Here is a 26,237-nt window from a genome sequence, read left to right as displayed (position 1 = left end):
GGCCCGCTCTGTAAACACGTTGCTGGCAGGCGCTCGCCGCACCTGCCAGGGGCTGCTACGCATCGACGGCGTCAAGAACTGCGTCCGCCCATGACTCGTCGTATTGCTCGAATCGGGGGAATCCCTCGCCTGGGCGGGCCGTCCAGTGGTAGTCCACCCCGGGATTGTGCTCGGCGTAACGATCCTTCACGAAGATGTGCGGGCTGCCTTGCACGGGTAAGGCTTCAGCTGTACGCCAGTGGGTGAACACCGTCGCATAACCTCGCCCCTCCTCGAGAGCCGATTCCAGTGCTGGCAAGTACAGGGACGGGCACCCTTCCGCCGCGGCAAGAATCTCCGAGTGGACGCTGATCGACCGACCGCGTACATAAAACGCCTGACGCAAAGCATGGTCGAGCTCGTCGCTGGCACGCAGACCTCCGACGCTGAGTGCCTTGGCAGCCTGCACAGCCGCCATCGCTGGGACGGTAGACACTGCGTACTGCCAATCCGGCGCGCTCCAAGGCTGCCAGCCCAGCGCAGGCACGAGGCCGGCGATGGCCGTCACTTCCACATCGACGATCCCCTTGGGAGTACCACGCTTGTTGAAGAGCTCCAGGGGAAAGGCTCGGTGGTCGATGATGACGTCGACGTCCCGCTGAAGCACGCGTGAACGCAGAGTGTGGAGTGCCAGGCTCGCCCACGGACAGCCGATGTCTGACCAGACGGTGACAACCCCGTTGCTGGGGTTGATCAGTTCTGGGTCCTGAAACGGATCGGTAGGGCGCACAGGATCGTGATCGTCCGTGGCGAGCACCATCAGGTGGTCCGCCGGCGGTACAGAACGGTGGCCAGTGCGACTCCAGCAATGAGAGCACCGCCGTTCACGTAGTCGTTGACATAGGGGTCGACTCCGGAAAGGTTTAGCCCGTTATTGAGGACGGCCAAAAAGTAGACCGCGATGATCGTGCCCCACACGTTGAATCGCCCCGGGCGGACCGACGCAGCGCTGAGGAAGGCCGCCGCAAAAGCAGGCAGCGTGAACGTCGCGCCCACGTTGGGCGACGCTCCCCCGGCGCGTGAGACATAGAGCAGCCCGCCCAGCCCACAGAGAAGGCCGGCCGCCACGAAGGTGGCAGCACGCAGCCCGTCGGTTCGGAGACCGACGAGCTTTGCTGCCTCCATATTCGACCCCACCGCATAGATCTGGCGACCCAGGGACGTGTGGCTGAGCACGAAGTAGGTGATTGCAGCGATGACCAGCAACGTGATGAAGATGACCGGGACGCCGGCAACCAGCCCCGTCCCGAAATTCGTCAGCGACTGCGGGATGTTGCTTGCAGGCGCAAGCCCGCCTGTGCGCTGCAGGATGATGCCGCCCAAGATTGTCGACATGCCGAGTGTCGCGATGACACCGTTGACGTGCAGGCGGGTGACGATCAGCGCGTTCACGCCCCCGATCACGAGACCAATGGTGAGGGCGAGTGCGACCGCCGCTAGGACGTTGCCGCTCTCGGACACGGACGCAGCGACCATGATGGCGGCGAGCCCGGCGATGTTGCCCACGGAGAGATCAAACTCCTGGCAGAGCAGGGGCAGAAGTAGTCCCAGCGAAATCACACCGATCACCGCTTGGCTGGCGAGCAGGATGCGCATGTTTGCGAGGGTCGGGAAGGTCGAGGATGTCTCTGACCAGAAGCAGAAGAACACCGCAATCAGAGCCAACAGGACCAGAAGCGCGTAGGCCTCTAGGAAGTTGATAAGGCGAGCTTTCCCCGTACGCGACTTTGCGGCCTTGAGCTTCTGCTCCGTCTCAGGGGATGCAGTTGGAGATACCACCGTGGTGGTCTCCGAGGCCCCCCCGGGTCCACTCGTTTCTTGGATGTTGCTCATAGTGACTTCTCCTGTGCGTATACGACGTCATTGAGGATGTCCTCGGTCAGCGGACCGTCGATGCTGTCGACGATCTCGCTGCCGCTCATTACTACGGCACGGTGAGCCAGCGACGCCAGCTCCCCGAAGTCCGAGGAGACCACCAGCACGGCGGTCCCGGCGGCTGCTGCGGCGCGCACGAGCTCATGGATCTCGTTCCGCGCACCGATGTCGACGCCTTGGGTTGGCTCATCAAGGAGCAACACAGTCGGTCGTCGTTGCAACCACCTGGCCAAGATCACTTTTTGCTGATTTCCTCCGGAAAGGGCTGTCAACGGCGCTGACGCACTCGGCGCTCGCACGCCGAACTCCTTAATCAACCGCTGAGCGGCCTTTCGCTCTCGGGAAGGCTTGATCCATCCAGCACGCGAGTGGTCGCTCAGGCACGTCACCGAAAGGTTTTCTGCAATGCTCAACTCCGGAAGAGCCGCCTCACGCAAGCGATTCTCCGGAACAAAGGCAATACCTTTCTTCATTGCGGCTCGCACGTCGGACGGAGGCACAGGACCCGAGTTCAGGGTGACTTCAAGGTCGTCCCGCGGCACAGCACCGAAGATCTGCTTCAGGAGGCGGGAACGACCGGACCCGAGCAGACCTGCGACACCGACGATCTCACCGGCGCGGAGCAGCAGAGTTTCATCGTCGACCTCTGTGAGCGACGGGCGGCGGAGCGTCAGCGCCGTTTCGCGAAAACCCGCCACGTGGGACAGGTGGACCCGGCTGTCGACGACCCCGCTGCCACGAGGAACCGTTCCGGCCTGCTTGGCCGCGACCGACCCGGTGATGCCGGCTACCAACGAGTCGTGACTGATCTCGGCGCCCACCAGACGCGATGCCACACGACCGTTGCGTAGGACCGTGACCTCGTCGGCGATAGCGGTGACCTCTTCGAGACGGTGCGACACGTAGATGATCGTTTGGCCGTCCGCGGCATACCGTCTCAAAGCCGTCAGCAGGACGTCCACCTCGTGCTTGGGCAAGCTGGCAGTCGGTTCGTCCAGCACCAGCACGCCGCGCTCATCGGTCTCGTCCTGGTCCTGAAGGGCACGGGCGATGGCAACCATCATCTGAGCTGCCGGAGACAAGCGGACCATGTGGGTGTCGGCGGCGACGTCGATCTCAAACCGGTCCAGAACTCGCCGAGATCGTGCCTTCTGGGCCTTCCAGTCGATCGACTTCAAGGTGGTCGACTCGAAGCCACGCCCCAGCGCGAGGTTCTCGGCCACGGTCAGGTCAGGAAAGGTCGAGTTCTGCTGATGGACGAAGTGCAGCCCCGACGCCTTTGCCCGTGCCGGCGTGTGCGACCGCGCTTCGATCCATTCCCCCTGAAGCGCCAGTCGTCCCTGATCGGGCGTCACGACTCCGGCCAGCATCTTGATGAAGGTGGACTTGCCCGATCCGTTTCCGCCCATCAGACCGTGGATCGCACCGGATGAGACCTCAAGCGAGACCTCGTCAAGTGCGCGCGTCGCACCGTAGGTCTTGCTGATGTCCTCAGCAGCGAGCGCCACCCTGCTGCCGGGTTCGGCGCTGGCGGACTCACTCCTCATGTGTTCGTTCATCGCTACTCCTGAATGGGTCCCAGCTCAGCGGACGGTTCGCAACCGGCTTTGCCAGTCGCTCGGCGTGGCCGGCGGGACGGACGAAGCTAACGGAACTGTGCTGCCGAGCCAGTCGGTGGGGCTATTCGATTCCGGACAATGCGCGAGCACCCTTTGGCACCATCCGGGTGTTTCGACTCACATGGATCGTGCGTCGACGTCCGAGTTGGGATGGGACCTGCGCCACAGGGTCTCGGGGGTGACCGGCACCTTGGTTGTGATCACACCTTCGCCAAAGGCGTCGTCGATGGCACCGGCCACGGCCGCACCGACGGCGATCAGACCTACTTCACCAAGTCCCTTGGCCCCGAACGGGTTGTTCGGCGTCGGCGCGTCTTCCGTCATGAAGAAGTCGATCTCGGGGACGTCCAGAGAGGTTGGTAGCAGATAGTCCATGAACGATGTGGCCAGCGGTTGTCCGGACTCGTCATACAGGAACTCTTCGTAAAGCGCCCCACCGATACCCTGAGCTGCTGCCCCGATCACTTGACCGCGCGTCGTCATCGGATTGATGGCTCGCCCAGCTTCGGTGCTGGTGACGAAGCGACGAAGTGTGTGCCCGCCCGTGGCGGGATCGATCTCGATCTGAACCAAGGTCACGCCATAGGGATAGTTCATGTGCTCGTCGAGGTAGACCGCTTGCGCGCCCAGCCCAGGCTCGTCGTAGGCCAGGCGTGCCGACCAACCGTCCCATCGGCCAGCGATCTCGGCGAGGCTGAGCCCCTCGTGCGCTGCCCCAGAAACCACGATCCGGCCGTCGACGAGGATCAGGTCGTCGACGTTCGCCTCCAGCATCTCGCCGGCGAGCCTCTTGGCCTTGGCCAGGGTGTCAAGCGCGGCCTGGCGAGCTGCCCCACCCGCCAGCACTGTGGAACGACTGGACCATGACCCCACACCCTCCGGCACGAGCTCGGTATCGCCGTGGATCACGTCAATCAGGTCAGGTTCCACCTGTAGCTCCTCGGCGACGATTTGCGCGAGAACCGTTTCAATCCCCTGGCCTACAGAGGACGCCCCTGTGCGCACCCGAATGCGGCCCGACGGATCGACGTCCACCGCGCTCGTCTCGTAGAGCCCCAGGCCGGCCTTGTCCATGAGCATGCCGATGCCGTTTCCGACCAGGCGCCCTTGGGCCCGCAGGTCGGCCGCTTCCTGCTCCCAGTCAGCGAACCCCGCTGAGTCGAGCGCCTTGTCGAGGTGGTCCACAACGTCACCCGAGTCAAAGTGGTACGGCTCGAAACAGATGTCCATGCCCGGCACAAATGGAAGATCAGCCGTGGTCAAGAGATTGCGGCGGCGAATCTCGACCTGCGAGAGGCCGATTTGCTCGGCAGCCTGGTCGAGGAGGCGCTCGCGCGCGAATGTCCCTTCGTACCTCCCCGGAGCGCGGTAGGCCGACAGGGGAGTCTTGTTGGACACCACTACATGCAACAGTCCGTCGTACGCGGGCACACGGTACGGACCGGGCACCATGCCAACGGTGATATCGCTGACGAGTGGCTCTGCCTGCCGAATGAACGCTCCATGGTTGTGCCAAATCTCGTCCGTTAACGCCAGAAGCATTCCGTCTGCGTCGAATGCAGCCGTCATCTCATGAACCTGTTCGCGTGCATGTGCGGTCGCCACCATGTGTTCGAGGCGGTCCTCGGTCCACTTGACTGGTCGACCGAGGTGCATCGCGGCCCAGCCCACCATGATGTATTCGGGAAAGACCCCGCCCTTGACGCCGAAGCTGCCCCCGATGTCGACGTGCTTCATGCGCAGATTGGCCAGTGGCATCCCAAGCACCTGCGCGATCAAACGCTGGCAGTCGTGGGTGTGCACCGGCCCCCACATGAACAATTGGTTCCGCCCACGGTCAGGTTCTGCGATGCAGCCCCTGGTCTCCATCGGCACTCCGGAGTGGCGACCTACGACGTAGCGGCCCTTGACGACGTGAGTCGCCCTCTCAAACGCTCCACCCACGTCTCCGTACGACTTGACTATGCGGACGGCCTCGTTCGGCTGCCCCTCGAACAGAAGCTCCGCCTCGTCCGTCAACGCGTACTGCGGATCAAGCACGGGAGGGAGGCTGTCGTAGGTCACCTCCACCAGCCCTGCCGCATCCTCGGCCAAGTACGGAGTGTCAGCAATGACCGCGGCCACCGGCTGACCCACGTAGCGGACTCGATCCGAAGCGAAGACCGGATGCAGGTAGTCGTCAATCTGTGGATAAACCTCGTGGTAGCCGATCTGTTCCAGCGGTACCTCGGCAGCAATGTCTTCCGCAGTGATGACCAACCGGACGCCGCGCGCTCGCCGGGCCGCTGACGCATCGACGGACACGATGTGCGCATGTGCCTCGGACGACCTGACCACGCTCAAGAACAGCTGACCGTGAAGGTCGACATCGTCGACGAAACGCGCATCACCTCGCAGTAGTCGCGGGTCCTCACGACGACGCACCGATTTTCCCACGAACCGCTTCGCTGAGGGTCCGAGTCCGCCGGAAGCTCCAGGTTTACCCACTGTTCGTCCTCACTCCGTTGCGATGTTCAAGAGCCGCAGTGTCGTCGCTGTGCCGCTTTCCTCGCTGCTCGCTGGGCGTAAGGCGCGCCACTCAAATGGGCAGAACCTGTACACGAAGCTGCTCTTTGCTAGGTGGCGGCAAAGAGACCCACTGGATTCGCGGAACATGTAGACCGTGAACGGGCCCGCACTCGCGAGGATGCTGCGACCCCGAAGGATGGAGAAGAGATGACGACCGAGACACCGCAGATTCCGACGGCGGAGGAGGAGATGCTGAACTGGGGCCGCCTGCTCATGGACGGCCTGCCATTTGCCGATCTGCTTGCCGCCCAGCGCCGGGACTCCGATACGTCATGGTTCGCGTTCTGGATGGCGAAAGCCGATGACTACGAGTCGATGGGCGACGAGGCGCTCAGGGATGGAAACACGCTCACTGCGGGCTACTGGTTCTGGGTGGGATCCATGGCTGCGCAGTACGCGCAGTTCCTGTGGTTCGACGAGCGTCGCCCTCGCGGTCAGCTCCGCAAGGCGGAGCTCTACCACCGAGCTGCCCCCCTGCTCGATCCCCCGGCCGAGCGGGTCGACCTGCCAATCGATGACACAGTCATCATCGGGTACCTGCGGAGGCCGAAGGGAGCGCAGGGACCAGTGCCCTGCGCCGTCCTGCTGGGAGGACTGGAGAGCACCAAGGAGGAGAGCTACATGTTCGAGAACCTCCTTCTCGAGCGAGGTGTCGCAACATTCACCTTCGACGGCCCGGGACAAGGGGAGATGTTCGAGGACGTGGCCCTTGCCGACGACTACCACCGATACAGCTCGCGGGTCGTGGACTACCTGGAGACCCTCAGCGACACGATCGCCAGTGACCAGATCGGCGTGCTGGGACGCAGCCTGGGAGGGCATTATGCGCTCCGCGCAGCCGCGATGGACGGCCGATTCAAGGCATGTGTCACATGGGGCGGCTTCGTGCAGATGGATGACTGGGACTTTGAGTATCCGATGACGAAGCTCAGCTGGCAGTACGTCACCAAGTCGCCTGACCTGGCGACCGCCCAGCGCCGCGTCCGTGATGCCATCGACGTCCGGCCGGTGCTCGCCGGCCTCAAGGTCCCGACCTACGTCCTGCACGGCGGCAAGGACGAGACCCCCATCACGGAGCTCGACCTTCTGCAGGAGTACGCCGTGAACGCCGACATCACCCTCGATCTCGAGCCGGAGGGTGATCACTGCTGCCACAACCTCGGCCCCGCTCCCCGCCTCCGCATGGCCGATTGGCTCACGCACCAGCTGCACCCCTGATCGGGTCCGCGCGGCGTGTGTTGACGCGGCGTCGCGCGGGCCACACCATTCCTCAACAGCAGCCAGCCGGCTGCGGAACGGCAGGAACCTCATCATGGACGAAATCAAGGTAGTGGAATCCGCCACCGTGGAGCTCGAGTCGTGGCAGCCGGAAGGCGTAACTATCCTCGACGGAGACCCCGCAGGGCGCGGCTATACCTTGTTCGAGGACTATGACAAGGGCGCGCGGGGGACCGGAGTGTTCGAGTGCGAGCCGTCGAAGACCACGTACACACTGGAGTTCAACGAGATCATCTACGTCCTTGAGGGCGAAGTGACAATTGAGCTGGAGAACGGCTCCAAGGTCGACCTGAAGGCGGGAATGCAGGCCTTCCTGCCTGCCGGACACACGTCGACGTGGACCTTTCACACCAAGTTCCGCGAGGTCTGGGTGCTCGCAGACTGACACTGGAGCATCCGGCGTCGCGCTGCCCTAGTCCTTGAGTTCGTCTCCGGACGAGGGTAGGGCAGCGCGAAGTCATAGGTCCATCAGCGCGATCAGCTCAGCGACGAACGCCTCATACGTGGTGCCGCTAGACACCAACCGACGCACCCGGCTCGGCTCCGTGAGCACCACCACCAATTGGTCGAAGACGTCCCGAAAGAGCTGGCGTTCATCCGGGTTGAAGGCGATGAGTGCTACTAGGTTTACGGGCGTACCACCCCAGTCGATCGGATCCTTCGAGACCAGCACGGCGATCGCGCTCCGATCCGCGTTCATGGTCATGGAGTGCGGAAGAGCGACAATGTCGTTCAATGCGGTCGAGGACATGCGCTCCCGCTCCTGAACCTCTGCGTGGAAGCTCGGCGGGACCATGCCAGCCTGTTCGAGAGCGGCGGTGAGTCGCAGGAGGACTTCGTCGCGCGTGCTTGTGCCCGAATCGGGGAAGAAGATGCTTCTGTCCATGAGTTGCTGGACCTGCGTCACGGCCCTGACGAACGTCGATCGGCGTTCATAGTCGCGCACCTTCGCTTCAATCCGGTCGATGTCGTGACGCGTCAGCATCGGGCTCACGATCACGGTGCGGGTGAGGTCGAAGCCTTTGAGCTCGACAGGCGAGACGACGATGTCCGCGGTGATGTCGGCGGGGGTGATGTCGACGGTCGGGAAGACCTGGACCAGCCGGGCTCGGTGTTCCAACGCGCGAAGGATTCGGAAGGACAGCTTTTCGTGGTACCGCACGGTTGTCGCTTCCAACGGTGGAACGCTGTGAAAGGATGCCCATGACTCGCCGCTGCGTGACCGTAGGCTCGGTCGTAGGTCTGCACGCAAGGCCGCCACGTTGATCGCCGAATTCGCGGCTAGCTTCGACGATGAAGTTCACCTGGCCGTGGGTGACAAGGACCCGGTCGACGCTCGCTCACCGCTGCTGATTATGTCGCTCGGGGTCGGCTTCGGCGAGACCGTCGAGGTGATCGGCGACAGCCCCGGAGCTGTCGATGCCATCGCGACCTGATCACTCTCGACCTTGACACGTGACGATTGGGTGGCAACGGACCCGTGACGTCACCACCGCTGCTCGTGAAGAACCTCCGGTGCCTGAGCGCACGCTTCCCGTGATGGTCACGGTCTACTGTCCGACGCGGGCTCAGTAGCCGAGCGTGGAAAGCCTGCGGTCGGCCAGGACCGGAAAATCCGCCCGAACCCTCTTCAACAGATCGAGATCAAGCTCTGCGACCAGCGCGCCTTCACCACTTCCGAGCTCGGCAAGGACCTCCCCCGTAGGCGCGACGATCTGACTGTGCCCCCCCATCTCCACACCGCTGTGCGTGCCGGCCGTGTTGCACTGGAGCACCCACGTTTGGTTTTCGAGGGCGCGCGCGCGACCCAGAAGACGCCAGTGCTCTACCCGGGGCATGGGCCACGCCGCCGGCAGGAGAACCACCTCCACGCCTTGATCTCCGAGCTGCCGGAAGAGCTCAGGAAAGCGCAGGTCGTAGCAGGTCGCCATGCCCACCCGGACTGATCCTGAGTTGGCCTCCAGATCCACGACGGCGAGGTCCGTGCCGGCTTCCAGGAGCCGGGGTTCTCCATCCCCAAAGCCGAAGCGGTGAATCTTGCGGTATGTCTTGTGGACCTCGCCCTGCGGGGAAAGCAGCACAGAGGTGTTCCAAAGCCCCCGGCCCTCAGACCCGCGGTCCGCGCCCTCATCGGCCTTCTCGATGACGGACCCCGCATGCAACCACGTCCCAGTCTCGCGGGCGACCGATGCCATCTGGGCGATGGTTTGTCCACTTACGAGCTCCGCGGTCGTGCGCCACGACGCCGACGCGAAACCGCCATGAGCCCACAACTCCGGGAGAAGTACGAGGTCCGTGGGTTCCAGACCGCGGACCCACTGGCTGACTCGCTCGACTCGGTCACGCAGCGGCTCGTCATCGCCGTACGAGACCTGAAGCAGAGCCACCTTGAGTCCGTTCACGCGTGTCCCGTCTCGCCCTGCGTCGACGTCGCTTCCTGCTGCGCAGTCGACAATTCACCAGACATGGCTTTAAGCACCCTCTGGGGTGTCAGAGGCAGGTCTCGCAGAACCACGTTGAAAGGTGTCAGCGCGTCGTTCACCGCATTCAGCACTGCGGCGGGCGCTGCAATCAGTCCTGACTCCCCCATTCCCTTCACCCCCGATGCAGAGTGCGAGGAGGGCGTCTCGAGGTGGTGGATCTCGAACGGAGGAGCGACGTCCATGGTTGGAAGTCCGTAGTCGAGGAACGTGGTGGTCAGAATCTGACCTGACTCGTCGTAGGCGAGTTCTTCGAAGACTGACGCTCCTATGCCCTGGAGGACGCCACCGCGGATCTGTCCTTCCACGATGTTGGGATTGATGACCGTTCCGCAGTCCTCCACAGAGTAGACCTTCTCAAAGCGAACGAATCCCGTTTCCGGGTCCAGCTCGACGAGAATGGCGTGGCCGCCGTTGCTGAACATCGCCTGAGCCGGGTCGTATGCCTGAGTGGCTTCGAGCGAGGGCTCGAAGTCCTCAGGCCATGAGCTGGTGTCGAAGTAAATCGAGGTCGCAACGTCGGCAATTGACACAGAGGCATCAGCGACGCCCTTGACGGAGGCGAGACCGTCGGTCAGCTGGATGTCGTCGACCGAAGCCTCCAGCATGTTGGCAGCCACGAGCCGCACCTTTTCCCGGACCACGTCGGCGGCTCGCGCGACCGCTCCGCCCGCAACAACGGCTCCTCGGCTACCGATGGTGCCGGAACCGTAGGCGTGAGAAGTCGACCGCGCTGTTTGGACGCTGACGTGTTCGACGTTTATCCCCAACGTGTCCGCGGCCATCTGTGCCATCGTCGTGGCAAGCCCCTGACCCTGCGCCGACAGACCGATAGTGACGTTGGCGGTGCCGTTCGGATTCAGGCGGACGGTAGCTGTGTCGTGGTAGACGTCGCCCAGACCGTGCTCCTGGCTGGTGGCAGTGCTCTCGCCGCTGCTCTCGACGAAGACACTCAGTCCCAGACCGATGTAGCGACCCTGTTCCCGCAGCTCGGACTGCCGCTGGAGGAACGCTGGGTAGTCGACCATCTTCTCCAGCACGTTGATCGTCTCAAGCCAGCTGCCCTCCTGGTAGACGATGTCTTGTGCGTTGGTCCAGGGAAAGTCCCGCACCACGTTGTGTCGGCGGAACTCGAAGGGAGACATTCCCAAAGCGCGAGCAGCGTCGTCGGCGAGGCACTCTCGAGCGAGCGTCCCAGCCATGTAGCCCACCCCGCGATAGGCCCCCACGGGGGTCTTGTTAGTGGCCACGGCCGAGTAGGTGTACTCCGCTGCCGGGATGTCGTAGATGCCGGTGGGTGTCATCACGACTGCGCACCAGGGTTCAACGGCCATCGACCACGGGGGCATGTGGTAGGCGCCGCCGTCCCCCAGGGCGTCAGTACGCACGCCCGTGATCTTGCCGTCGGCATCAAGCGCATAGGCGATGTCAACGAACTGCTCGTGTGCGTGAGCGCCGGCGATGAGGTTCTCTCGACGGTCCTCGATCCATTTGACCGGTCGGCCGACCTCCCTCGCCAGCAGCGGGAGCAACATCTCCTCGGGATAGACGTGCGCCTTCTGGCCGAACCCGCCCCCAGTGTCTGGCGTGATGACCTCGACACCTTGTTCTGGGAAGCCGAGGTAGGCAGTGAGCATGTACTTGAGGTAGTGCGGCATCTGGGTGTTGGACCACAGGCGTAGTCCCTTCGACGCCCACTCGTAGTCGGCGATCACGCCGCGTGTCTCCATCGGCGCTGCAGACACGCGACAGGTGTAGAAGCGTCCCTGCACCACCTGATCGGCCTGTTCGAAGGCCTCAGAGACGTTGCCGAAGCTTGCTCCTCCCTTCAGGCCCAGGTTGTCGGATAGCTGAGGATTGGCGACGGGACCACCGGCCAGTGCAGCGTCCGCGTTGGTCACTGCCGGCAGCTCCTCGAAGTCCCAATCGATGAGCTCGCAGGCATCCTCAGCGGCATACCGCGAATCAGCGACCACGACCGCGATGGGCTCACCGACGTACAGGACCTCGTCCTTGGCAAGGAGCGGCATCGTGGTCGGGAAGCATCCCTCGACTGCCATCTCACCGACAAGCCCCTCGCAGAGGGGAGCGACGTCTTGTCCGGACCAGGCCAGCGCAACGCCGTCGGCGTCACGGATGGCTGACAGGTCCATGTGGATGATCCGCGCGTGCGCGACTGGACTCCGAACGAACGCCACGTGGAGCTGGCCGGGAAGGTTGATATCCGCGATGAACTCGCCTCGGCCGCTGAGCAGCCGCGGGTCTTCCGACCGCAGCACGCGTGTGCCGACCGAACGAGCCGCAATCACAGGCGTTGTCATGTGCTGGTGACTGTCGAGCTTCTTCACTGGGCCCCGTCCTTCGCGTCGTCGTTGCCCTCGGCACCGTCGGCAGCTGCTTGCTCGATGGCGGCGACGATGGTCTCGTATCCGGTGCACCGACACAGTGAGCCCGAGACCGTCTCGACGATGTCCTCTCGTGTGGGTGCCGGGTTCTCCTCCAACAGCGCTGTGGCTGTCATGAGGAAGCCAGCAGTGCAGAAGCCGCACTGGAGGCCGTGCTGCTCACGGAACGCGCGCTGAAGCGTGTTCAGCTCCTGGCCGTCGGCCAGGCTCTCGACCGTGCGGATTTGGCGCCCCTCCGCCTGAACAGCAAGGGTGAGGCAGGAACGCGCCGGAAGATCATCGAGCAGCACGGTGCACGAGCCGCAGACACCGTGCTCGCAGCCAAGCTTGGTGCCCGGAAGCTGGGCATCCTCACGGATGAAGTCGGCCAGCGTCTTTCGTGCCTCGACGCCGGCGCGATACCTACGTCCGTTGATCGTCATAGCGACATTGAGGCGCTCTTCGGGGGTGATGGACACGTCAGGCTCCGTTCTTGAGTTCGACTACGGCGCGGCGAACGAGTGATGCGACCAGCTTGCGGCGGTAGTCACTGCTGCCGTGGATGTCTGAGATTGGCTTCACCGACTCGGCCGCGGCCACGGCTGCCTCTTCGGCGAGTTCATCTGTAAGAGGTTCGTCAGTGAGGATCCGCTCGACCGCGACGAGCCTCGTCACCGAACCGACCGCCGCGCCCACAGTGACCCGCGGATCGACGAGCACGCCACCTCGAGGCGTACCGGTAGCCGCGATCAGAGCCAAACCATAGTCACCCTTCTTCACCGCCGCCTCCTGGAAGGACCACGCGGTGCGCGTCGTAGGAATCGACACGTGGGTCAGGATCTCGTCGTCCCGCAGCGTGGAGGTGAACGGCCCCACGAAGAAGTCGTCCGCTTCGATCGTCCTGTTGCCGTGGGGACCCACGGCCTGCATAGTTGCTGAAAGTGCAAGAAGAATGGTGGGCCATTCTCCGGACGGGTCCGCGTGAGCCGTGCTGCCGCCGAATGTCCCCCGGGAGCGGATCTGCGGATGGGCGATGTGAGACGCCGCCGCCGACAAGATCGGCAACCGGTCCGCGAGCAGCGCTGAACGCTCGATCTCGCGATGCGTCACGCGAGCTCCGATGCGGATGTGGTCGCCGCGGTCCTCGATGTCGCTGAGGTTCGGCACGTGCTGAAGATCGACCAAGATCGAGGGAGCCGCTAGGCGCATAGCGAGCAGCGGCATCAGGCTCTGACCACCTGAGAGCACCTTCGCGTCGGGATCAGAAGCCAGGTGCTTCAACGCATCGTCGAGCGTCGTCGGTGCTACGTAGCTGAACTTGGGTGGTTTCAAGGCCTACTCCCTCAATCAAGGTGAACGATTCGATTCAGCGATTTCCCGAGCGAGCCCGCGCCGAGGCGTAACCCGCTGCAAAGACACTGATTAACGCAGCCACGACGCTGACAAGCGTTCCCCCGGCAGGTAGGGCCTTGGCCCATGACATGCCGCCCGCAAGAGCCAGGACATCGAGCACCTCGTCGTCGCGGTCAGGACCACGCCGAGCCGCCGCCGCCGGTGACGGTGACGGTGACGCACTGAGCGGCGCCGAGCTCATATTGGATCCCTGGTCTTGTCCCTGGTCTACGTCGTGCGCCGCGGCGGAGTTGGACCCCGCGGAAGGCACTGGATCCGATCCGCCCTCCGCTGCCACCATCTCCTGCAACCGCTGGGCAAACATCGTCATAAGCGCCCCACTCACATCAGCCAGCACGCCTCGCCCGAACTGGGCCACCTTGCCGGTGAGCGCCAGCTCGGTCTCGACCAGCACGCGAGTGCCACTGCCCTTCGGGACCAGCGTCGCTCGGACGTTGGCAGTTGCGTCTCCCTGACCGCGGGAATCCTTGCCTCGCGCGAGCAGCACGGCGGTGTGGGTCTTCTCGTCCAGCTCGGTGAACTGCGCGATGCCCTTGTACTCCGCTGTGATGGGGCCAACCTTGATCTTGGCGCGGCCATGGAAGTCGTCACCCTCGACCGAGGTGATCGAGGCGCCAGGAAGGCACGGAGCCACCTTCTGTAGGTCCGTAAGCAGGACCCACGTCTCCTGCGGTGAGAGCGCTACCTCGAACTCGTTGAGCAACTGCATCGGGTTTCTCCTTCTGCGCTAGGCGCGGTAATCCAATAGTGCGTCAATCGCAACCTGCTGGCACCCTCAGGGTGAAGGCGGAGTCAGCATCACGCAGGTCTGGGCAGACCGAACCTGAATTGGGGTGAGCCCGGCGGGAAGTCGCCGCCGTGCTGTAGAGCGGAGGCCATGGCCCGCACCTTGGCCAGATACGCCTGTCCCACGGCCAGGCGTTCCGGTTCCCAAGCTTTCAAGGCTTGGGGGACATCGCCTGAGTAGGCGATCAGTCGTTCGGCGAGAGTCCAGGCATCGGCGGCAGCCTTCGCGGCTCCTGCTGCGGCGTGAGGTCGAGGCGTGAACGCGGCGTCGCCGATTAAGACGAGCCGGTCGAACGCCATCTGGGGGACGTCTGCGTCGGAGACGATCGTGACGAATGGCTTGGCTGCCCCAGTGATGAGCTCTCGGAACGCCGGCGCCAGCTCGTCGGAGGCGCGCGTGCGGAAGGCTTCGAGATTGGAAGCAGCCAGTGCCGGATAGTGGACGGAGACCGGTCGTCGGGCCCCGTCGTTGCCGGTCATCAGAGCGTCCAGCTCGTCTCCCGCCACGTTCCAGTACCACTGGAAGTTGAGCCGGGTAGCGCCCGTCACCTCCCCCTCGGAGGACACGTGGCTGATGGGGTAGGCGATGATGTGGCTGTCGGGTAGCAGCCCATAGGTGAAGGCGTCCTGAAAGAATTCCCACGTCTCATGCGTGACGTCGGCCTCGTCCACCATGCCACGCCACGTCACGTACCCGGCGTACTCGGGGCGCCTGCCGAGCAGCTGCGCTCGAGCAACCGAACCCCCACCATCCGCGCACACGAGAAGGTCAGCGGTGACCTCGGTGCCGTCAGCGAACGTAGCAGTCGACCGCTCCAGTCCCGGTTCCACTGCGACGAGTTCCTTGTCGAGGTGGTAGCGCTGTGTTCCGAACGCGTCAAGCAGCTTTTGGTAGACCGCGTTATAGGCGGTGAAGCGCCATCCAGCGTTGACCCCGCCCTTGCTCTCCCCTGTGGCGGCATCGAAGTACCGCATCCAATGGCTCGGAACGCTGATGTCCTCCAACGTGGTGGGAGTGCGCTCGAGCAGGTATCGAACGAGCTCGGGCTGGACTACGATCCCAGTGCCGAAGCCCGAAAGAAGCGTGCTGCTGCGCTCGTAGACGTCCACCTCACAGCCAGCGTCGCGCAACACATTCGCCGCGGTCAGACCCGCGATCGAACCACCGATCACAGCGATCCTTGGCATGCTCATCCCGTTCCTCCTCATCGCGCCGTCGTCGGGATCAGTTGTCGCGCAAAGGCAGGGCGATGGGGCGCAGCGGCGCTCCACTTGCACCGCGCAGGCGGATCGGCGCCGCGATGAGGCAGAACTCCACTACGTCGTCGCGAGACAGCTCCTCCAGGTTCACCAGCTCGATCATCGGAACCCCGGCCTCTGCCAGGAAGTGACAGTGGCCAGGGAGCCAGTTGTCTTCGTGCTGCGAGGGGCCGACCTCGACACATTCCTGATCGGCAGCGATCGCAGAGATGCTCTGGCTCGTCAGCCACTTAGCGGCTTCAAGGCTGAGTCCAGGGGGATTACCCAGCACCTTCGAACCGTCGGGCCAAAAGCCCATCCGTCCTGTCCGGACCATCGCGACATCACCAGGCTGCAAAGTGATCCCCGCATCCTCGAGCACCTTCTTGCAGTCCTCGACGGTGATGGCGTAGGAGTCAGGCAGGCAGTCGACCCCACGGCTCTTGGCCACGTCCAGCAGAACACCGCGGGTGATGATCGGCGGAATCACTTCTGCCCCACCCTTGGTCCATCCGCGACTGCCCAGGTTGTCCTCGGCCGAGAAGCCGTTGTAGATGTGGCCGTCGACGCCGAAGTGGCTCAGCGAGTCGATGTGAGTTCCGGTGTGGGTGTACATGAAGACAACGTCGCCGGAGTAGCAGACGTGCCGGTTTCCGGCCTCCCCCGCTCCGTTCATGTTGTCGACGACCGTTCCGGACGGCGTATGACTCATGAACAGCTGGTAGCTCGGGTCTCCGGCCGCCTGGAAGCTTGGCATCCCCACGAAGTAGTCGATGCTCAGGTCGTAACTACGCGTGCCGTCGACCCGCGCGAGGATCGCGGCGGAACCCTCGGGGCTCAGGTGGTTGAGTGCCCCGAGCTGATCATCGGGTCCCCAGGGACTTTCGGCGACCTTGATGTCTGCCCTTGGACCCATCAGGACTCCTCACGCACGAAGTCCACGACGGCGCGCTCGGCCAGCTTGGGCTTGAGCTTCGCCACGACCTCGAGGTGGAACTCGTCGACTGAGTACTTCTGCAGGTCATCCCAGGACTCGAAGTCGTTGATCAGCACCCCACTGAAGGGCTGGCCGTTGTCGCCCGGGTCGCCCTCGTGCGCACCGAGCTCCCAGTACTGGATGTAGGGGTACGGCTCACGAAGGGTGTTCAGCAACTCGATGACGTCGTCGTTGCTGTGGCCCTCGGCCACACGCCAGGAAAAGACATGGCGAATCATGGGGAACTCTCCTTTGCTAACGCGTGAGTGCGCGACTGCGCTGCGTCAGTTTGGAAGCCACCCATCAAGAACGCCTCTGCATGCTCCGACAAGATGGAGGGTCGTTTTGTGGGATTGCGGACGTGCTGTCTGCGACTGCGCTCAGTCCCCCCGCAAGCCCAGAGCTTTTCGTGTTGGCCTCAAATGCCTGTCTCGCCAGGGCTGTTTTCACCGATCATGGACAACTGATGGTCACTGGCGTCATGCAGCACCTCGGCGAGACGCAGCGCGACTGCAAGCTCGTCGCGTCTCTCGTTGATGGGGAAGCCAAGCCGTTCCTCGATCGACTTCAGCCGGTAGGCGACCGTCCGTTCGTGTACGCGAATTCGACCAGCCGTTGCTGCAGCGTTCTGGCCAGTCTCGAAGTAGGCCCGCAGCGTTTCTCGTAGGAGTTGTGTGCGCGAGTCGTTCTCACCGATCGGCCCCAGCTCGCTGACCATGAAGTCTCGTGCAGCCGGAGCGTCGCGCAACACGACGCTCTCAAGAGCAACGTCGCGGTAGCGCGTCACCGCGCTGGACCGCAACCGCCCCACGCGGCACGCTTGCCAAGCTTGCCTGTGCCCACGACGGAAACCTTCAACGCCGTTCAACGGTCCACCCAGGGCGACGTAGGTGGCTGGAGGTGGCTGGATTGCCGGGAAATTCTCCTCGAAGGATTCGCTGAGTCGGCTGTTGCCGAGCCACGCCAGGGATGTCCCTCCGGTACCTTCCACCACAAGCAGGGACGCGTCGAGCATGGTCGCCAAGGACTTGAGTGCAGCTCGCGGAGCATTTCCCCAAGCCACTACGGCGAGATGATCAACCTTCAGGTTGTAACCCAGTTGCTCGGTGTCAGTCGGCACACCGTTCAGTAGATCCGTGACGACGGCGCGTCGCTGGCGGTCCCTGCTGTGGAAGAAGTACGCCGACTTCTCCTGCTCATACGTGGCAACGACGTCGTGGGTGATGCGGTCGTTCCAGGCGAAGTGGAATTCTGCGGCCTGCTTCAATACCGCAATCTGGCGAGGGCCAGCAGGGACGACACGAACAGCTGTGTCGAGGATCCAGTTCCAGAGGACGAGTTGCCCGATCCGCCTCGTCAACAGCAGGTCGGTCAGCTCGACACCCGCCTGCGCGGCGACCCTCGCCTCCTCCAGGGCGCCCTCAGAGGCGCCGTCCGGGAGGTGGCGAGCGTTACGCAGCCCATGGATGATGCTCGTAAGGGCCCCGGTGATGCTGGGAAGCTCGGTCTCAAGCAGCATCGGGTCATTACGGCGGTAGTAGTTCGGCGCGCCTGAGCGGCTGCGCTCTCGGATCTCCCCGCTGATGGCGGGGATCTTCAGGATGAGTTCGTCCGCGACCGCTCGTAAGTCGTGCTCGATCGACATATCCGAATTGTAGAGCGCTGCTCCCCGCAGCGAGACGGCGTTTCAGCGAACCAGGGCCCGTGCTAGCAAACGCAGAGGAGGGCACAGGCGCAAACCCGTGCCCTCCCCCCGGCGCCAACGGTCAGGAAACGCCCCACAGCGTCTTGAAGACGGGTTCGTAATCGATACCCGTCGACCAGCCCTCACCCTCCGGCGGCAGGTCGTGGTCGTGGTCGAACATGGAGATACCCACCCCCGAAGGGACACTCTCCTCGCCAGCGAAGAACCGGTTGATCATGTCGGCCGCCGACCAGGCCTCGTACGCCCCGTCGTAGGTCCAGCCAGCATCCTGCCCCTTGTTCCGGCGGACGAGGTCGATGTTCGCGGCGTAACCGCTGCCAGATACGACCTCCATGCTGTCGTTGCGGCCGGATGCCATCACCGCCGCGGCGCCGCCAGACGTCACCAAGTCGTCGTAGGAGAGGGCCATCCCGTTGGCCGCCGGGTTTCGGAGAAGAGCCGTCGAGATCTTCTCCTGCAACACGGGCCCGAAATCGGCCAGCCGGATGTTCAGGGTCGTGACCTTGCAGTCGGGGCACTCCTCCTTCATGGCCTTCTGGAAGCCATCGTGCACGGCTTTGGTGATGACGAGCTCCGTGTTGCTGACCTCGATGATGTCAGCCTTCGATCCCAGCTTGGACAGGAGCCACGTCGCTTCAGCTGCGCCGAGACCCTCGCCCCAGGCGATGAAGTCACCTTCGACGAATTCCAGGCTCCGCTCGTAGTACGACGGCTCACTTGGGTCGACGTCACTGCAGTCGGCGGCTTCTTGAGAGAAGACCGGGATGCCGGCCTTCTTGGCCTCGTCCAGCGCGGTCTTAACCAGCGGACAGTCGATTGAGTACAGCCAGATGGCATCGGCGTCCTGGGAGATGGCCTGACGGATTCCCTCCTGGTACTCAGACGGCTCGTACTTGCCGTCGTACACGGAGAAGTCCCAGCCCAGGAGCTTTGCAGCGGCCTTGGCGCCGTTGGCCATGGAGGTGCCGGTGGGGGATTGGACACCCGAGCTCACGAGCGCGACCTTGTAGCCGGATTGCGCCTCTGGTCCGGTTGACGATGGTTCTACGAAGGTTCCGTCGCCGTAGAGCTTCTCGATGGCGGCGGTTGCGTTCTGCGCCACCTCGTCGTCGCTGGACGCACTAGTGGCCGGGCCCCCGGATTCGGTGCTGCAGCCGCCAGTGGCGCCCAGCACCGCCAGCACGAGGACGGCACCGGTTAGGTGGCGGGCCCGCGAGCCAAATGTTGAAAACATGTCGTTCCTCTTTCGAGTGCTGTGCGGGACAGGTCGGGACCTGTTTGGTGCAGCGGGCTCACACCATGAGATGCGGCCGCTGGTTGGTGCATGTTCCGAGATTCAGACCGACATGGGGGTCAGATAGGTGCTCTGACTCTCGGCCCGCAGCGCTGTGGTGTGTGAGCGCATGGGTTGAGCACGAAGCGGGGATCAGAAGTCTGTGCTTTTGAGTTGGAGTCCCGAAGTCATGTACGGCTCGGGGACGCGGACTTCGACTGCACAGACCTGGTGCGTCTCACGGCTCGTCTTATCGTTCGGTGAGAGACATATTGAGGGCTAACAGTGACGAGACTCGTTGCCGAGATTCGACGAATTCGCCGTGATCCCTGTCACCATCCTGCAATCGACATCGGTGCCGTTGCTCCACGACGCGACGGAGCGCTGTCATACGCCCCCGTTTCCGCAGTGATGCGAGGGCTCGGCTGAGCTTCGCGACCATCGCTAGCCGGCTCGGCGTAGCTGCGCTGACCGTAGATGGTCGACTCAAGTGTCTCGGTAGCGCGCTGTGCCCCTCGTCCGCGCGTGGCCCCGACGTGGTGGTCTCGTTGGATTCCGTGCTGCGAGCCGCTACCGCGGTCATCACAGCGATGGTGTCGCCTACCCCTAGCGTGGTATGCCGCCTGGTGGCATGCATCGAACGCATATCGATTCCTCTGTCTCGTGCTACAGGGCACGGTTCGGCGACCCGAGGCGCGTTGTCGAACGGCGAGGCGCACGTCCGACTGCCGAGTAGTGAAAGGCACCAGTTGTCGCTCGAAAAGCAGAGGTTCAGTCGCTGACTTCCGCTAGAACCCGGTCGGCCGTCTCGAGAGCACCTTCGATGTAGCCGGGGAACTGCAGAGACACGTCTGATCCAGCGAAGTGCATGCGCCCGTGCTGCTCGCCGAGCGACTTGTGAGCGCGAGTTGCCTGACCGATGCGGGGCGACACCCAGGGTGCGCGCACGTGGGGGTCCTCGCACCAGTCGTGGTAGTCGGTGCCCACCACCACTGCGTCGGGCAGGTAGTGGTGCACCGCGGCCTCAATCGCGTCGCTGTCGGTCGGGTCGAAAGAGTTGCGGTCGGTGAACGCGACAAGGATGCGGCCACCGTCGGACGCCGGCAAGTAGTCGTACAGCGTGGGGAAGATTCCATCGCCCGTGCACGAGATGCCTTCGGGCACGCCCTGCGCATGGATGAGGAGCTTCAAGCCTCGCCCTCCGTGACCTTCAGCGACAACATCAGCCCGGGGTCCCTTGAAAGGCGGCTCGAGCTGCAGCTCCCGCATGCAGTTCAAGGGCGTTGCCACGACGATGTGGTCGGCTCGGAGGACTCGTCCTGCACCGTAGGTGACATGGACTCGATCCGCGTCCTGACGGATGGACTGCACAGCTTCGCTCAGGCGGAGGTCGGACACCTCATTGGCCATGGCGGATGTCAGGGCGCCCGTACCGCTGGACATGACCTCGTCGAGGGACAGGATGACGCCCAGGACGGAGTAGTTGTGCGAGGCGATGAACTGGAGGACCCAGAGTGCTGATGCCTCCTCCACGCGCTGCCCCATCATGTTCCAGATCCACGAGCGCAGGAGTTGGCCAGTGACGGGAGGAGGATCCAGGGACTGCAAGTAGTCCCGCGCCGAGATGTCGAGGTCTTCAAGGCCTTGATTCTCCAGGCCAGCCTGCGGATCGATGCGGCGCGCGTCCCTGACAAGGCAGAACAGGATCCGCTCGGCTTCGACGAACTCCTCTGCCGGGATCGGGAAAGCGGAGTTGTGCTCACCCGGCGCCAACCGGTTGCGGAACACCTTGAACGGCGCAGCGGGTTGTGTCTCGATGCGGTAGCGGTCGACCTCAGCGGCAAGACGCGTGTGGTGGTGCCGGTGGAAATAGGCGCCGCCCACCTCCACGATCGTCCCGGGGTCAGTAGTTGACTCACGACTGTAGGCCCGGCCGCCCACGCGGTCCGCTGCTTCGAGTAGGACCACGGAGCGGCCGGCGGCGCTCAGGTCGCGTGCCACCCGAAGGCCGGCAAATCCCGCTCCGACGACCGCGATCTCGGCGCTGTCCACCATGTTGTTCCCTCTCGTTCGCGTGACAGACATCTTGGCGAACCCCCAGGCGATCCCGTTACCCGGTTCTGACGAAACCCACGTGACCGCTATCACCTTCCTGCAATGTTTCCTCGCCGACAACTGTCGAGGCACGCCCTGCGATCGCTCCTAGTCAGCAGGTCACCCTGAGAACGGGCGAGTACCTCCTGTACGAACGGATGGAGCGGTCCATCTATTCATACGGCGCGAGCAATGACGGATCAGCGGCTTCTGCCTAACGTCGATGACGACCCCCTCTTCAAAGGATCAGCATGACCCTGCCGAACGCCGACCGTGCTCGCCACTCCCTGAGCGACTCGCGTTTGCCGGATCCGGCGGGCGCGCGACGAGGAGAAGTCACGCGCGCCGCTACCCCGACTGTTGCCGTGCTGGGAGCGGGGCTGGCTGGACTCGCTGCAGCTACTCGCCTCGTCCGCGAGGGATACGACGTCACGGTCTTCGAGGCCCGCGAACGCGTCGGTGGACGCGTCTGGTCCGACTCGATCGACGGACCCGACGGCTCCCTCGCCATCGAGCGGGGTGCCGAATTCGTGCTCTACGGATACGAAGAAATGCGCGGCCTGTTGGACGAGTACGGTCTCCAACTAGTCGAGACTGGGATGAGCTACTACGTTCGGGAGGTCGGCGACGTCGGTGGCGTCACCACGGACAACATCGTCGCGGCCGGACGGCGGGCCATCCAGCTCGTTGGCGACGACCCCGACGTCCAGACCTCAGCTGAGGAAGTGCTCCAACAGGTGGGCGACGATGAGCTCGTCGACGCCCTCCGGGCGCGCATCGAGATCTCTGCGGCCGCAGAGGCGCGAGAAGTCAACGCTTCTGCCCTCCGTCACATAGCGTCCATCGAACCTCGGCCCAGTTGGCGCGTCGCGGGAGGCAACCAGAGCCTTCCCAACGCAATGGCCGACGCGATCAAGGACCGCGTGCGATTGGGGCAGAAAGTGCTCCAACTCGAACAGGACCCGACAGGCGTGGCGGTCACGACGGATACCGACACCAACCGATTCGACGCCGTAATCGTTGCGCTCCCCTTGGCCACGCTTCGGGGAACGCGATCACCCGTGCTCGATATGCCTGACTGGAAGCGCCAAGCGTTGGACCATCTTGTGCAGGGCCATGCGGCCAAGCTCCACATGCCTCTCTCCCTGTCACCCGGGACATCAGCGGTCATGTCCGTCGGGGATCGTTTCTGGACCTGGACGGCGCGCTCCGAGGACGGCAGCGTCGGGGCAGTCCTCAACTGTTTCATGGGGAGCGCCCCGGCGCTTGCGGCGTATGGTCAAGACGCCCTGAGCGTTGGCTGGGCGGCCGCGGTGCGCGCGCTCCGTTCGGATCTTGACTTCGCGCCCGGGAGTGACGCGGTCCTCACCACGTGGTCGGATGACCCGCTGGCCCGTGGCGCCTACTCGGCCATGGGCGCAGACGCCTCCTCCGCCGACATGGAATCCATCCGACGCCCCGTAGGCCGCGTGTTCTTCGCTGGCGAGTACGCCGACCCGGACTTCACCGGCTTGATGGAAGGGGCAATTCGCAGTGGCCACCATGCCGCTTCGGACGTGGCCGTGGCCCTGTCGGCCCATACGAACCGATCGCTGTGAACGGATTGGACTGTCGATGCTTTCGGTCGCCTCGACAAAGGGCACACTGGCGTGATGACTAGCGCAACCTGCGGCCCGCTGCCGCCGCGCGAGGGTCCGATGCCAGACATCATTGGCCCGGCTCCGCACGCCCAACGGTCGCAGATCGCTCCTGTCATGGTGCAGGAAGAACTGTGGTCACGCATGCGCTCGCTGCCATACGCCTACATGGCCCCGACATTGGTGTCCGTGTCTCATGCACGGGCGCTACATCTCGTCGAGGACTTCGGTTCTGCTCCGCCAAATCGGTTCCAAGGCGGGCGCGAATTCGCGCACCTTCACCCTCATCACGATGGAAGCTTGCATCTCTCTCTTCCTGATTGGGTGATAGACCAGGCAGTTCGTAGCGGGTGGGGGGTCCCTCATCCGGTGCAAGATGCATTCCTTGTCTTCGGTCCTCGGGACCGAACCGAGCTAGAGATCGTGTGGCACCTGGTTCAACTGAGCTATGCGTGGGCTATTGGCGACCTCGTTGCGGACACCTCGCAGTAGTCATCTCACCGGCATGTCGGCGGAGGCATCGCGGATCAGTCGGGTCGCCGTAGCTGTCGCTCCCGGCCCGCTGCGCGGCGACGGGCCGGAGACGTTCTCGTCGTGCCAACGATGCAGAGATCTGGCAGCAGGCTGCACCGCTTTGTCGCTTCGCGACAAGGCGCTGGAGGGAAGTCCGGCTAGCTTGCGGTCATGGCCAGGAAGTCGGGTCTCTAAATTGGAGAGCGCCACCGATGCCGCCTCGGTTCCGCAGAGAAAAGGGGTCTCCTTCATGTCCCTCGCCGACCATCACAAGATCCTGTTCGAGCCGGTTGCCATTGGCCCCAAGATCCTTCGAAATCGTTTTTACAACGTGCCTCACGGCACCGCGTACGGAGTTCTCCGCCCCTCCACGTGGGCGTCGTATCGGGCGGTTCGTGCTGAAGGCGGATGGGCGGCTGTGTCGGCAGAGTTCTCCAGTGTCGGCCCCAGCAGTGATGAGTTTCCGCTGCACTCAAGTGACATCTGGGACGATGAAGACGGCCGGCGCCACAAGCTGATGGTCGACTCTGTCCATCGCCACGGCGCCCTGGCCGGCATTGAGCTGCACCACGGGGGCGCCCACGCGATGCGTCGAGTGTCCCGAGAGCCAGCCTTCTCCGCCTCCGGCCTTGCGCCGGAGCTACCCCCGCCGGCCGGGCCGCTAGGCACCCCGAAGGTCATGACTGTGGACGACATCGAAAGGATCGAGCAGGCCTTCGCAGACGCAGCCGTTCGCGCTCGCGACGTGGGCTACGACATCGTGGAGGTGCTCGCCGGCTACGGCTACCTTTTCGCGCAGTTTCTGTCAACGTTCCACAACCGCCGCACGGACGAGTACGGCGGTTCCTTGGAGAACCGCGCGCGATTCTGGTTGGAGACGCTCGGTCGCGTTCGCGACGCCGTGGGTGACGACTGCGCCATTGCTACGCGCTTGTCGATCGAGACCCAAGGTCCCTGGGGGCACAGCATCGACGACAGCGTCGCTCTGGTCCGTATGGCTGATCCTTTGGTCGACCTCTGGGATCTGAACGTGGGGTCCGTCCTTGACTGGGGCAGCGACATCAGTCCGTCTCGGGTCATTCCAGAAGGGCGCAACCTCGAGCTCTTCGCGCGCGTACGTCAGGCGACGAAGAAGCCCGTGGTGGGAGTGTCGCGGTGGACAAGTCCTGATCTCATGGCGCAGGCCGTGCGGTCTGGGGTCATTGACATTGTCGGATCTGCCCGTCAGTCGATTGCCGATCCCTTCTTCCCCCAGAAGGTCCGGGAGGGCCGCATCGAAGACATTCGCGAGTGCATGGGGATCAACCACTGCATCAGCAGTCTTGACCGAGGCAACATGACTTGTGCTCAGAACGCCACCGCGGGGGAGGAGTACCGACGCGGGTGGCACCCGGAGCGCTTCGAACCCCTTTCCCGTCCTGATGTCAGCGTCCTGGTGGTAGGCGCGGGCCCGGCGGGCATGGAGGCCGCGATCGGTCTGGCGAAACGAGGAGCCGACATGGTGCACCTCGTGGATTCAGTGGATCAGCTGGGTGGACATCTTGGGCCAGTCGTCCGACTGCCGGGTCTGCGAGAGTGGGGACGGTTCATCGATCACCGGATGATCCAGATCGACAAGCTGCCGAACCTGCAGTTCATCCCGTCGACCAGACTGAGCGCCGACGACGTCCGCGACTACGGAGCGTCGCATGTCGTCGTGGCGACGGGCGCTCGCTGGTTGGGCACGGGGCTCACGCCCGGCACGCACGAGCCGCTGCAGGGGGTTGTCGAAGGCGCGAGCTGGGTGTTCACGCCCGACGAATTGCTCGTCCGGGGCAAGCGGCCTGCCGAGAAATCTCACGTCACTGTCTATGACGCTGAGGGCGGCTACATGGGGACCAGCATCGCCCAGCTGCTCGCCGACGAAGGGTACAAAGTCTCCGTTGTCACGCCCCATTCGCAGGTGGCGGCAGAGGGGGATCTCACGCTGGAGGGGCCCGCGGTGCGCGCGTCCCTTCACAGCAGCGGCGTGGCTATGTACCGCGAGGTCTCGTTGACTTCAGCCCGCCCGGAAGGCGTCATCGGAGTGGGTGAGTTCGATCAGCCCTTCTCGTTGAAGAGTGACGCTCTTGTGCTGGTGACGATGAGGTCCCCGATCGACGACCTTTACCAGGAACTCACCATTGACCGTGAGGCGTTGCACGAGGCGGGCATCGAAGCCGTCTACTGCATCGGGGACGCGCTCTCGCCCCGTCCGCTTGCAGAGGCTATGTTCGATGGGCACCGCCTAGCTGTACCCGGCCACGACATTGGTAGCGGCGAGCCTGGTTGAACGAGTGAGAACCTCCGGATGGGATGTGGCTTGTCTAAGGCCCACTC

General features: G+C 63.9%; 22 protein-coding genes. 6 read left to right on the top strand and 16 right to left on the bottom strand.

The annotated features are described in order from the left end of the window. Positions 1-55: 55 nt before the first annotated feature. The 4 genes from BM127_RS20770 to BM127_RS20755 all read right to left on the bottom strand — a co-directional run bounded on the left by BM127_RS20770 (position 56) and on the right by BM127_RS20755 (position 5,969). Positions 56-799 carry a DsbA family oxidoreductase gene (locus BM127_RS20770; protein ID WP_091201875.1) on the bottom strand — a complete coding sequence of 248 codons (744 nt, stop codon included), beginning with the start codon at positions 797-799 and terminating at the stop codon, positions 56-58. Beyond that, entirely contained in the window at positions 799-1,872 is a 1,074-nt protein-coding gene (locus BM127_RS20765) for an ABC transporter permease (RefSeq protein WP_091201873.1), read from the bottom strand. Before BM127_RS20765 ends, BM127_RS20770 begins: the two co-directional genes overlap by 1 nt. Then, the gene (locus BM127_RS20760) at positions 1,869-3,473 is read right to left on the bottom strand and encodes a sugar ABC transporter ATP-binding protein (RefSeq protein ID WP_091201871.1); all 1,605 of its coding nucleotides are present in this window, start codon (positions 3,471-3,473) and stop codon (positions 1,869-1,871) included. Before BM127_RS20760 ends, BM127_RS20765 begins: the two co-directional genes overlap by 4 nt. Before the next feature lie 177 nt (positions 3,474-3,650). Next, a complete protein-coding gene (locus BM127_RS20755) occupies positions 3,651-5,969 on the bottom strand; it encodes a xanthine dehydrogenase family protein molybdopterin-binding subunit (protein ID WP_231263473.1) in 2,319 nt (772 codons plus the stop codon). 279 nt (positions 5,970-6,248) lie between these two features. On the opposite strand from BM127_RS20755, the gene BM127_RS20750 reads away from it, so the two are divergent. Continuing rightward, positions 6,249-7,319: an alpha/beta hydrolase gene (locus BM127_RS20750; protein WP_091201867.1), complete on the top strand. Its 1,071-nt coding sequence runs from the start codon at positions 6,249-6,251 to the stop codon at positions 7,317-7,319. Positions 7,320-7,413: 94 nt separating this feature from the next. Further along, positions 7,414-7,764, top strand: coding sequence for a cupin domain-containing protein (locus BM127_RS20745; RefSeq protein WP_091201866.1), 351 nt, complete (start codon positions 7,414-7,416; stop codon positions 7,762-7,764). 72 nt (positions 7,765-7,836) lie between these two features. Here BM127_RS20745 and BM127_RS20740 read toward each other — a convergent pair whose 3' ends face one another. Further along, positions 7,837-8,541 (bottom strand): PTS sugar transporter subunit IIA, encoded by a 705-nt coding sequence (locus BM127_RS20740; protein WP_091201864.1) that lies wholly within the window; start codon positions 8,539-8,541, stop codon positions 7,837-7,839. 100 nt (positions 8,542-8,641) lie between these two features. Here BM127_RS20740 and BM127_RS20735 point away from each other — a divergent pair, with 100 nt between their 5' ends. Continuing rightward, positions 8,642-8,815: an HPr family phosphocarrier protein gene (locus BM127_RS20735; RefSeq protein WP_231263474.1), complete on the top strand. Its 174-nt coding sequence runs from the start codon at positions 8,642-8,644 to the stop codon at positions 8,813-8,815. Positions 8,816-8,947: 132 nt separating this feature from the next. On the opposite strand, the gene BM127_RS20730 is transcribed toward BM127_RS20735, so the two are convergent. The 11 genes from BM127_RS20730 to BM127_RS20680 form a co-directional block, all read right to left on the bottom strand. Next, positions 8,948-9,781 (bottom strand): carbon-nitrogen family hydrolase, encoded by an 834-nt coding sequence (locus BM127_RS20730; RefSeq protein ID WP_231263475.1) that lies wholly within the window; start codon positions 9,779-9,781, stop codon positions 8,948-8,950. After that, complete coding sequence (locus BM127_RS20725) at positions 9,778-12,207, bottom strand: xanthine dehydrogenase family protein molybdopterin-binding subunit (protein ID WP_175507470.1); 2,430 nt, start codon at positions 12,205-12,207, stop codon at positions 9,778-9,780. The genes BM127_RS20730 and BM127_RS20725 overlap by 4 nt, the downstream gene beginning before the upstream one ends. Continuing rightward, entirely contained in the window at positions 12,204-12,722 is a 519-nt protein-coding gene (locus tag BM127_RS20720) for a (2Fe-2S)-binding protein (protein WP_091201860.1), read from the bottom strand. The genes BM127_RS20725 and BM127_RS20720 overlap by 4 nt, the downstream gene beginning before the upstream one ends. Before the next feature lies 1 nt (position 12,723). After that, complete coding sequence (locus BM127_RS20715; RefSeq protein ID WP_198554437.1) at positions 12,724-13,575, bottom strand: FAD binding domain-containing protein; 852 nt, start codon at positions 13,573-13,575, stop codon at positions 12,724-12,726. A 34-nt stretch (positions 13,576-13,609) separates the two neighbouring features. Next, positions 13,610-14,365 (bottom strand): SRPBCC family protein, encoded by a 756-nt coding sequence (locus tag BM127_RS20710; protein ID WP_091201858.1) that lies wholly within the window; start codon positions 14,363-14,365, stop codon positions 13,610-13,612. Between the two features lie 89 nt (positions 14,366-14,454). Next, complete coding sequence (locus BM127_RS20705; protein WP_091201942.1) at positions 14,455-15,636, bottom strand: FAD binding domain-containing protein; 1,182 nt, start codon at positions 15,634-15,636, stop codon at positions 14,455-14,457. Positions 15,637-15,667: 31 nt separating this feature from the next. Beyond that, positions 15,668-16,597, bottom strand: a complete 930-nt coding sequence (locus BM127_RS20700; protein ID WP_091201856.1) for a cyclase family protein — start codon at positions 16,595-16,597, stop codon at positions 15,668-15,670. Beyond that, positions 16,597-16,896, bottom strand: a complete 300-nt coding sequence (locus tag BM127_RS20695) for a Dabb family protein (protein ID WP_091201854.1) — start codon at positions 16,894-16,896, stop codon at positions 16,597-16,599. Before BM127_RS20695 ends, BM127_RS20700 begins: the two co-directional genes overlap by 1 nt. Before the next feature lie 179 nt (positions 16,897-17,075). After that, on the bottom strand, positions 17,076-18,302 hold the full coding sequence (locus BM127_RS20690; RefSeq protein WP_091201852.1) for a PucR family transcriptional regulator: 1,227 nt from the start codon (positions 18,300-18,302) through the stop codon (positions 17,076-17,078). A gap of 121 nt (positions 18,303-18,423) precedes the next feature. Continuing rightward, positions 18,424-19,596 (bottom strand): sugar ABC transporter substrate-binding protein, encoded by a 1,173-nt coding sequence (locus BM127_RS20685; RefSeq protein WP_091201850.1) that lies wholly within the window; start codon positions 19,594-19,596, stop codon positions 18,424-18,426. Between the two features lie 810 nt (positions 19,597-20,406). Continuing rightward, positions 20,407-21,690, bottom strand: a complete 1,284-nt coding sequence (locus BM127_RS20680) for a flavin monoamine oxidase family protein (RefSeq protein ID WP_091201848.1) — start codon at positions 21,688-21,690, stop codon at positions 20,407-20,409. A 290-nt stretch (positions 21,691-21,980) separates the two neighbouring features. Here BM127_RS20680 and BM127_RS20675 point away from each other — a divergent pair, with 290 nt between their 5' ends. The 3 genes from BM127_RS20675 to BM127_RS20670 all read left to right on the top strand — a co-directional run bounded on the left by BM127_RS20675 (position 21,981) and on the right by BM127_RS20670 (position 26,190). Continuing rightward, positions 21,981-23,327, top strand: a complete 1,347-nt coding sequence (locus BM127_RS20675; RefSeq protein ID WP_091201845.1) for a flavin monoamine oxidase family protein — start codon at positions 21,981-21,983, stop codon at positions 23,325-23,327. Between the two features lie 54 nt (positions 23,328-23,381). Further along, positions 23,382-23,858: a luciferase domain-containing protein gene (locus BM127_RS23175; RefSeq protein WP_420811366.1), complete on the top strand. Its 477-nt coding sequence runs from the start codon at positions 23,382-23,384 to the stop codon at positions 23,856-23,858. Between the two features lie 271 nt (positions 23,859-24,129). Continuing rightward, positions 24,130-26,190, top strand: a complete 2,061-nt coding sequence (locus BM127_RS20670; RefSeq protein ID WP_129428523.1) for an oxidoreductase — start codon at positions 24,130-24,132, stop codon at positions 26,188-26,190. The last annotated feature ends 47 nt before the right edge of the window (positions 26,191-26,237 follow it).

Origin of the sequence: Nocardioides alpinus (assembly GCF_900112035.1) — a bacterium.
Classification (GTDB): domain Bacteria; phylum Actinomycetota; class Actinomycetes; order Propionibacteriales; family Nocardioidaceae; genus Nocardioides; species Nocardioides alpinus.
The sequence above is the reverse complement of the archived record's forward strand: the minus strand, read 5'-3'. Positions and strand labels throughout refer to the sequence as shown.

Coding starts and splice junctions, on each gene's coding strand:
- BM127_RS20685 (WP_091201850.1), bottom strand. CDS start 19,596: ATGTTTTCAACATTTGGCTCGCGGGCCCGCCACCTAACCGGTGCCGTC.
- BM127_RS20680 (WP_091201848.1), bottom strand. CDS start 21,690: ATGGTGGACAGCGCCGAGATCGCGGTCGTCGGAGCGGGATTTGCCGGC.
- BM127_RS20750 (WP_091201867.1), top strand. CDS start 6,249: ATGACGACCGAGACACCGCAGATTCCGACGGCGGAGGAGGAGATGCTG.
- BM127_RS20670 (WP_129428523.1), top strand. CDS start 24,130: ATGTCCCTCGCCGACCATCACAAGATCCTGTTCGAGCCGGTTGCCATT.
- BM127_RS20770 (WP_091201875.1), bottom strand. CDS start 799: ATGGTGCTCGCCACGGACGATCACGATCCTGTGCGCCCTACCGATCCG.
- BM127_RS20710 (WP_091201858.1), bottom strand. CDS start 14,365: ATGCAGTTGCTCAACGAGTTCGAGGTAGCGCTCTCACCGCAGGAGACG.
- BM127_RS20700 (WP_091201856.1), bottom strand. CDS start 16,597: ATGGGTCCAAGGGCAGACATCAAGGTCGCCGAAAGTCCCTGGGGACCC.
- BM127_RS20675 (WP_091201845.1), top strand. CDS start 21,981: ATGACCCTGCCGAACGCCGACCGTGCTCGCCACTCCCTGAGCGACTCG.
- BM127_RS23175 (WP_420811366.1), top strand. CDS start 23,382: ATGACTAGCGCAACCTGCGGCCCGCTGCCGCCGCGCGAGGGTCCGATG.
- BM127_RS20690 (WP_091201852.1), bottom strand. CDS start 18,302: ATGTCGATCGAGCACGACTTACGAGCGGTCGCGGACGAACTCATCCTG.
- BM127_RS20765 (WP_091201873.1), bottom strand. CDS start 1,872: ATGAGCAACATCCAAGAAACGAGTGGACCCGGGGGGGCCTCGGAGACC.
- BM127_RS20760 (WP_091201871.1), bottom strand. CDS start 3,473: ATGAACGAACACATGAGGAGTGAGTCCGCCAGCGCCGAACCCGGCAGC.
- BM127_RS20705 (WP_091201942.1), bottom strand. CDS start 15,636: ATGAGCATGCCAAGGATCGCTGTGATCGGTGGTTCGATCGCGGGTCTG.
- BM127_RS20745 (WP_091201866.1), top strand. CDS start 7,414: ATGGACGAAATCAAGGTAGTGGAATCCGCCACCGTGGAGCTCGAGTCG.
- BM127_RS20695 (WP_091201854.1), bottom strand. CDS start 16,896: ATGATTCGCCATGTCTTTTCCTGGCGTGTGGCCGAGGGCCACAGCAAC.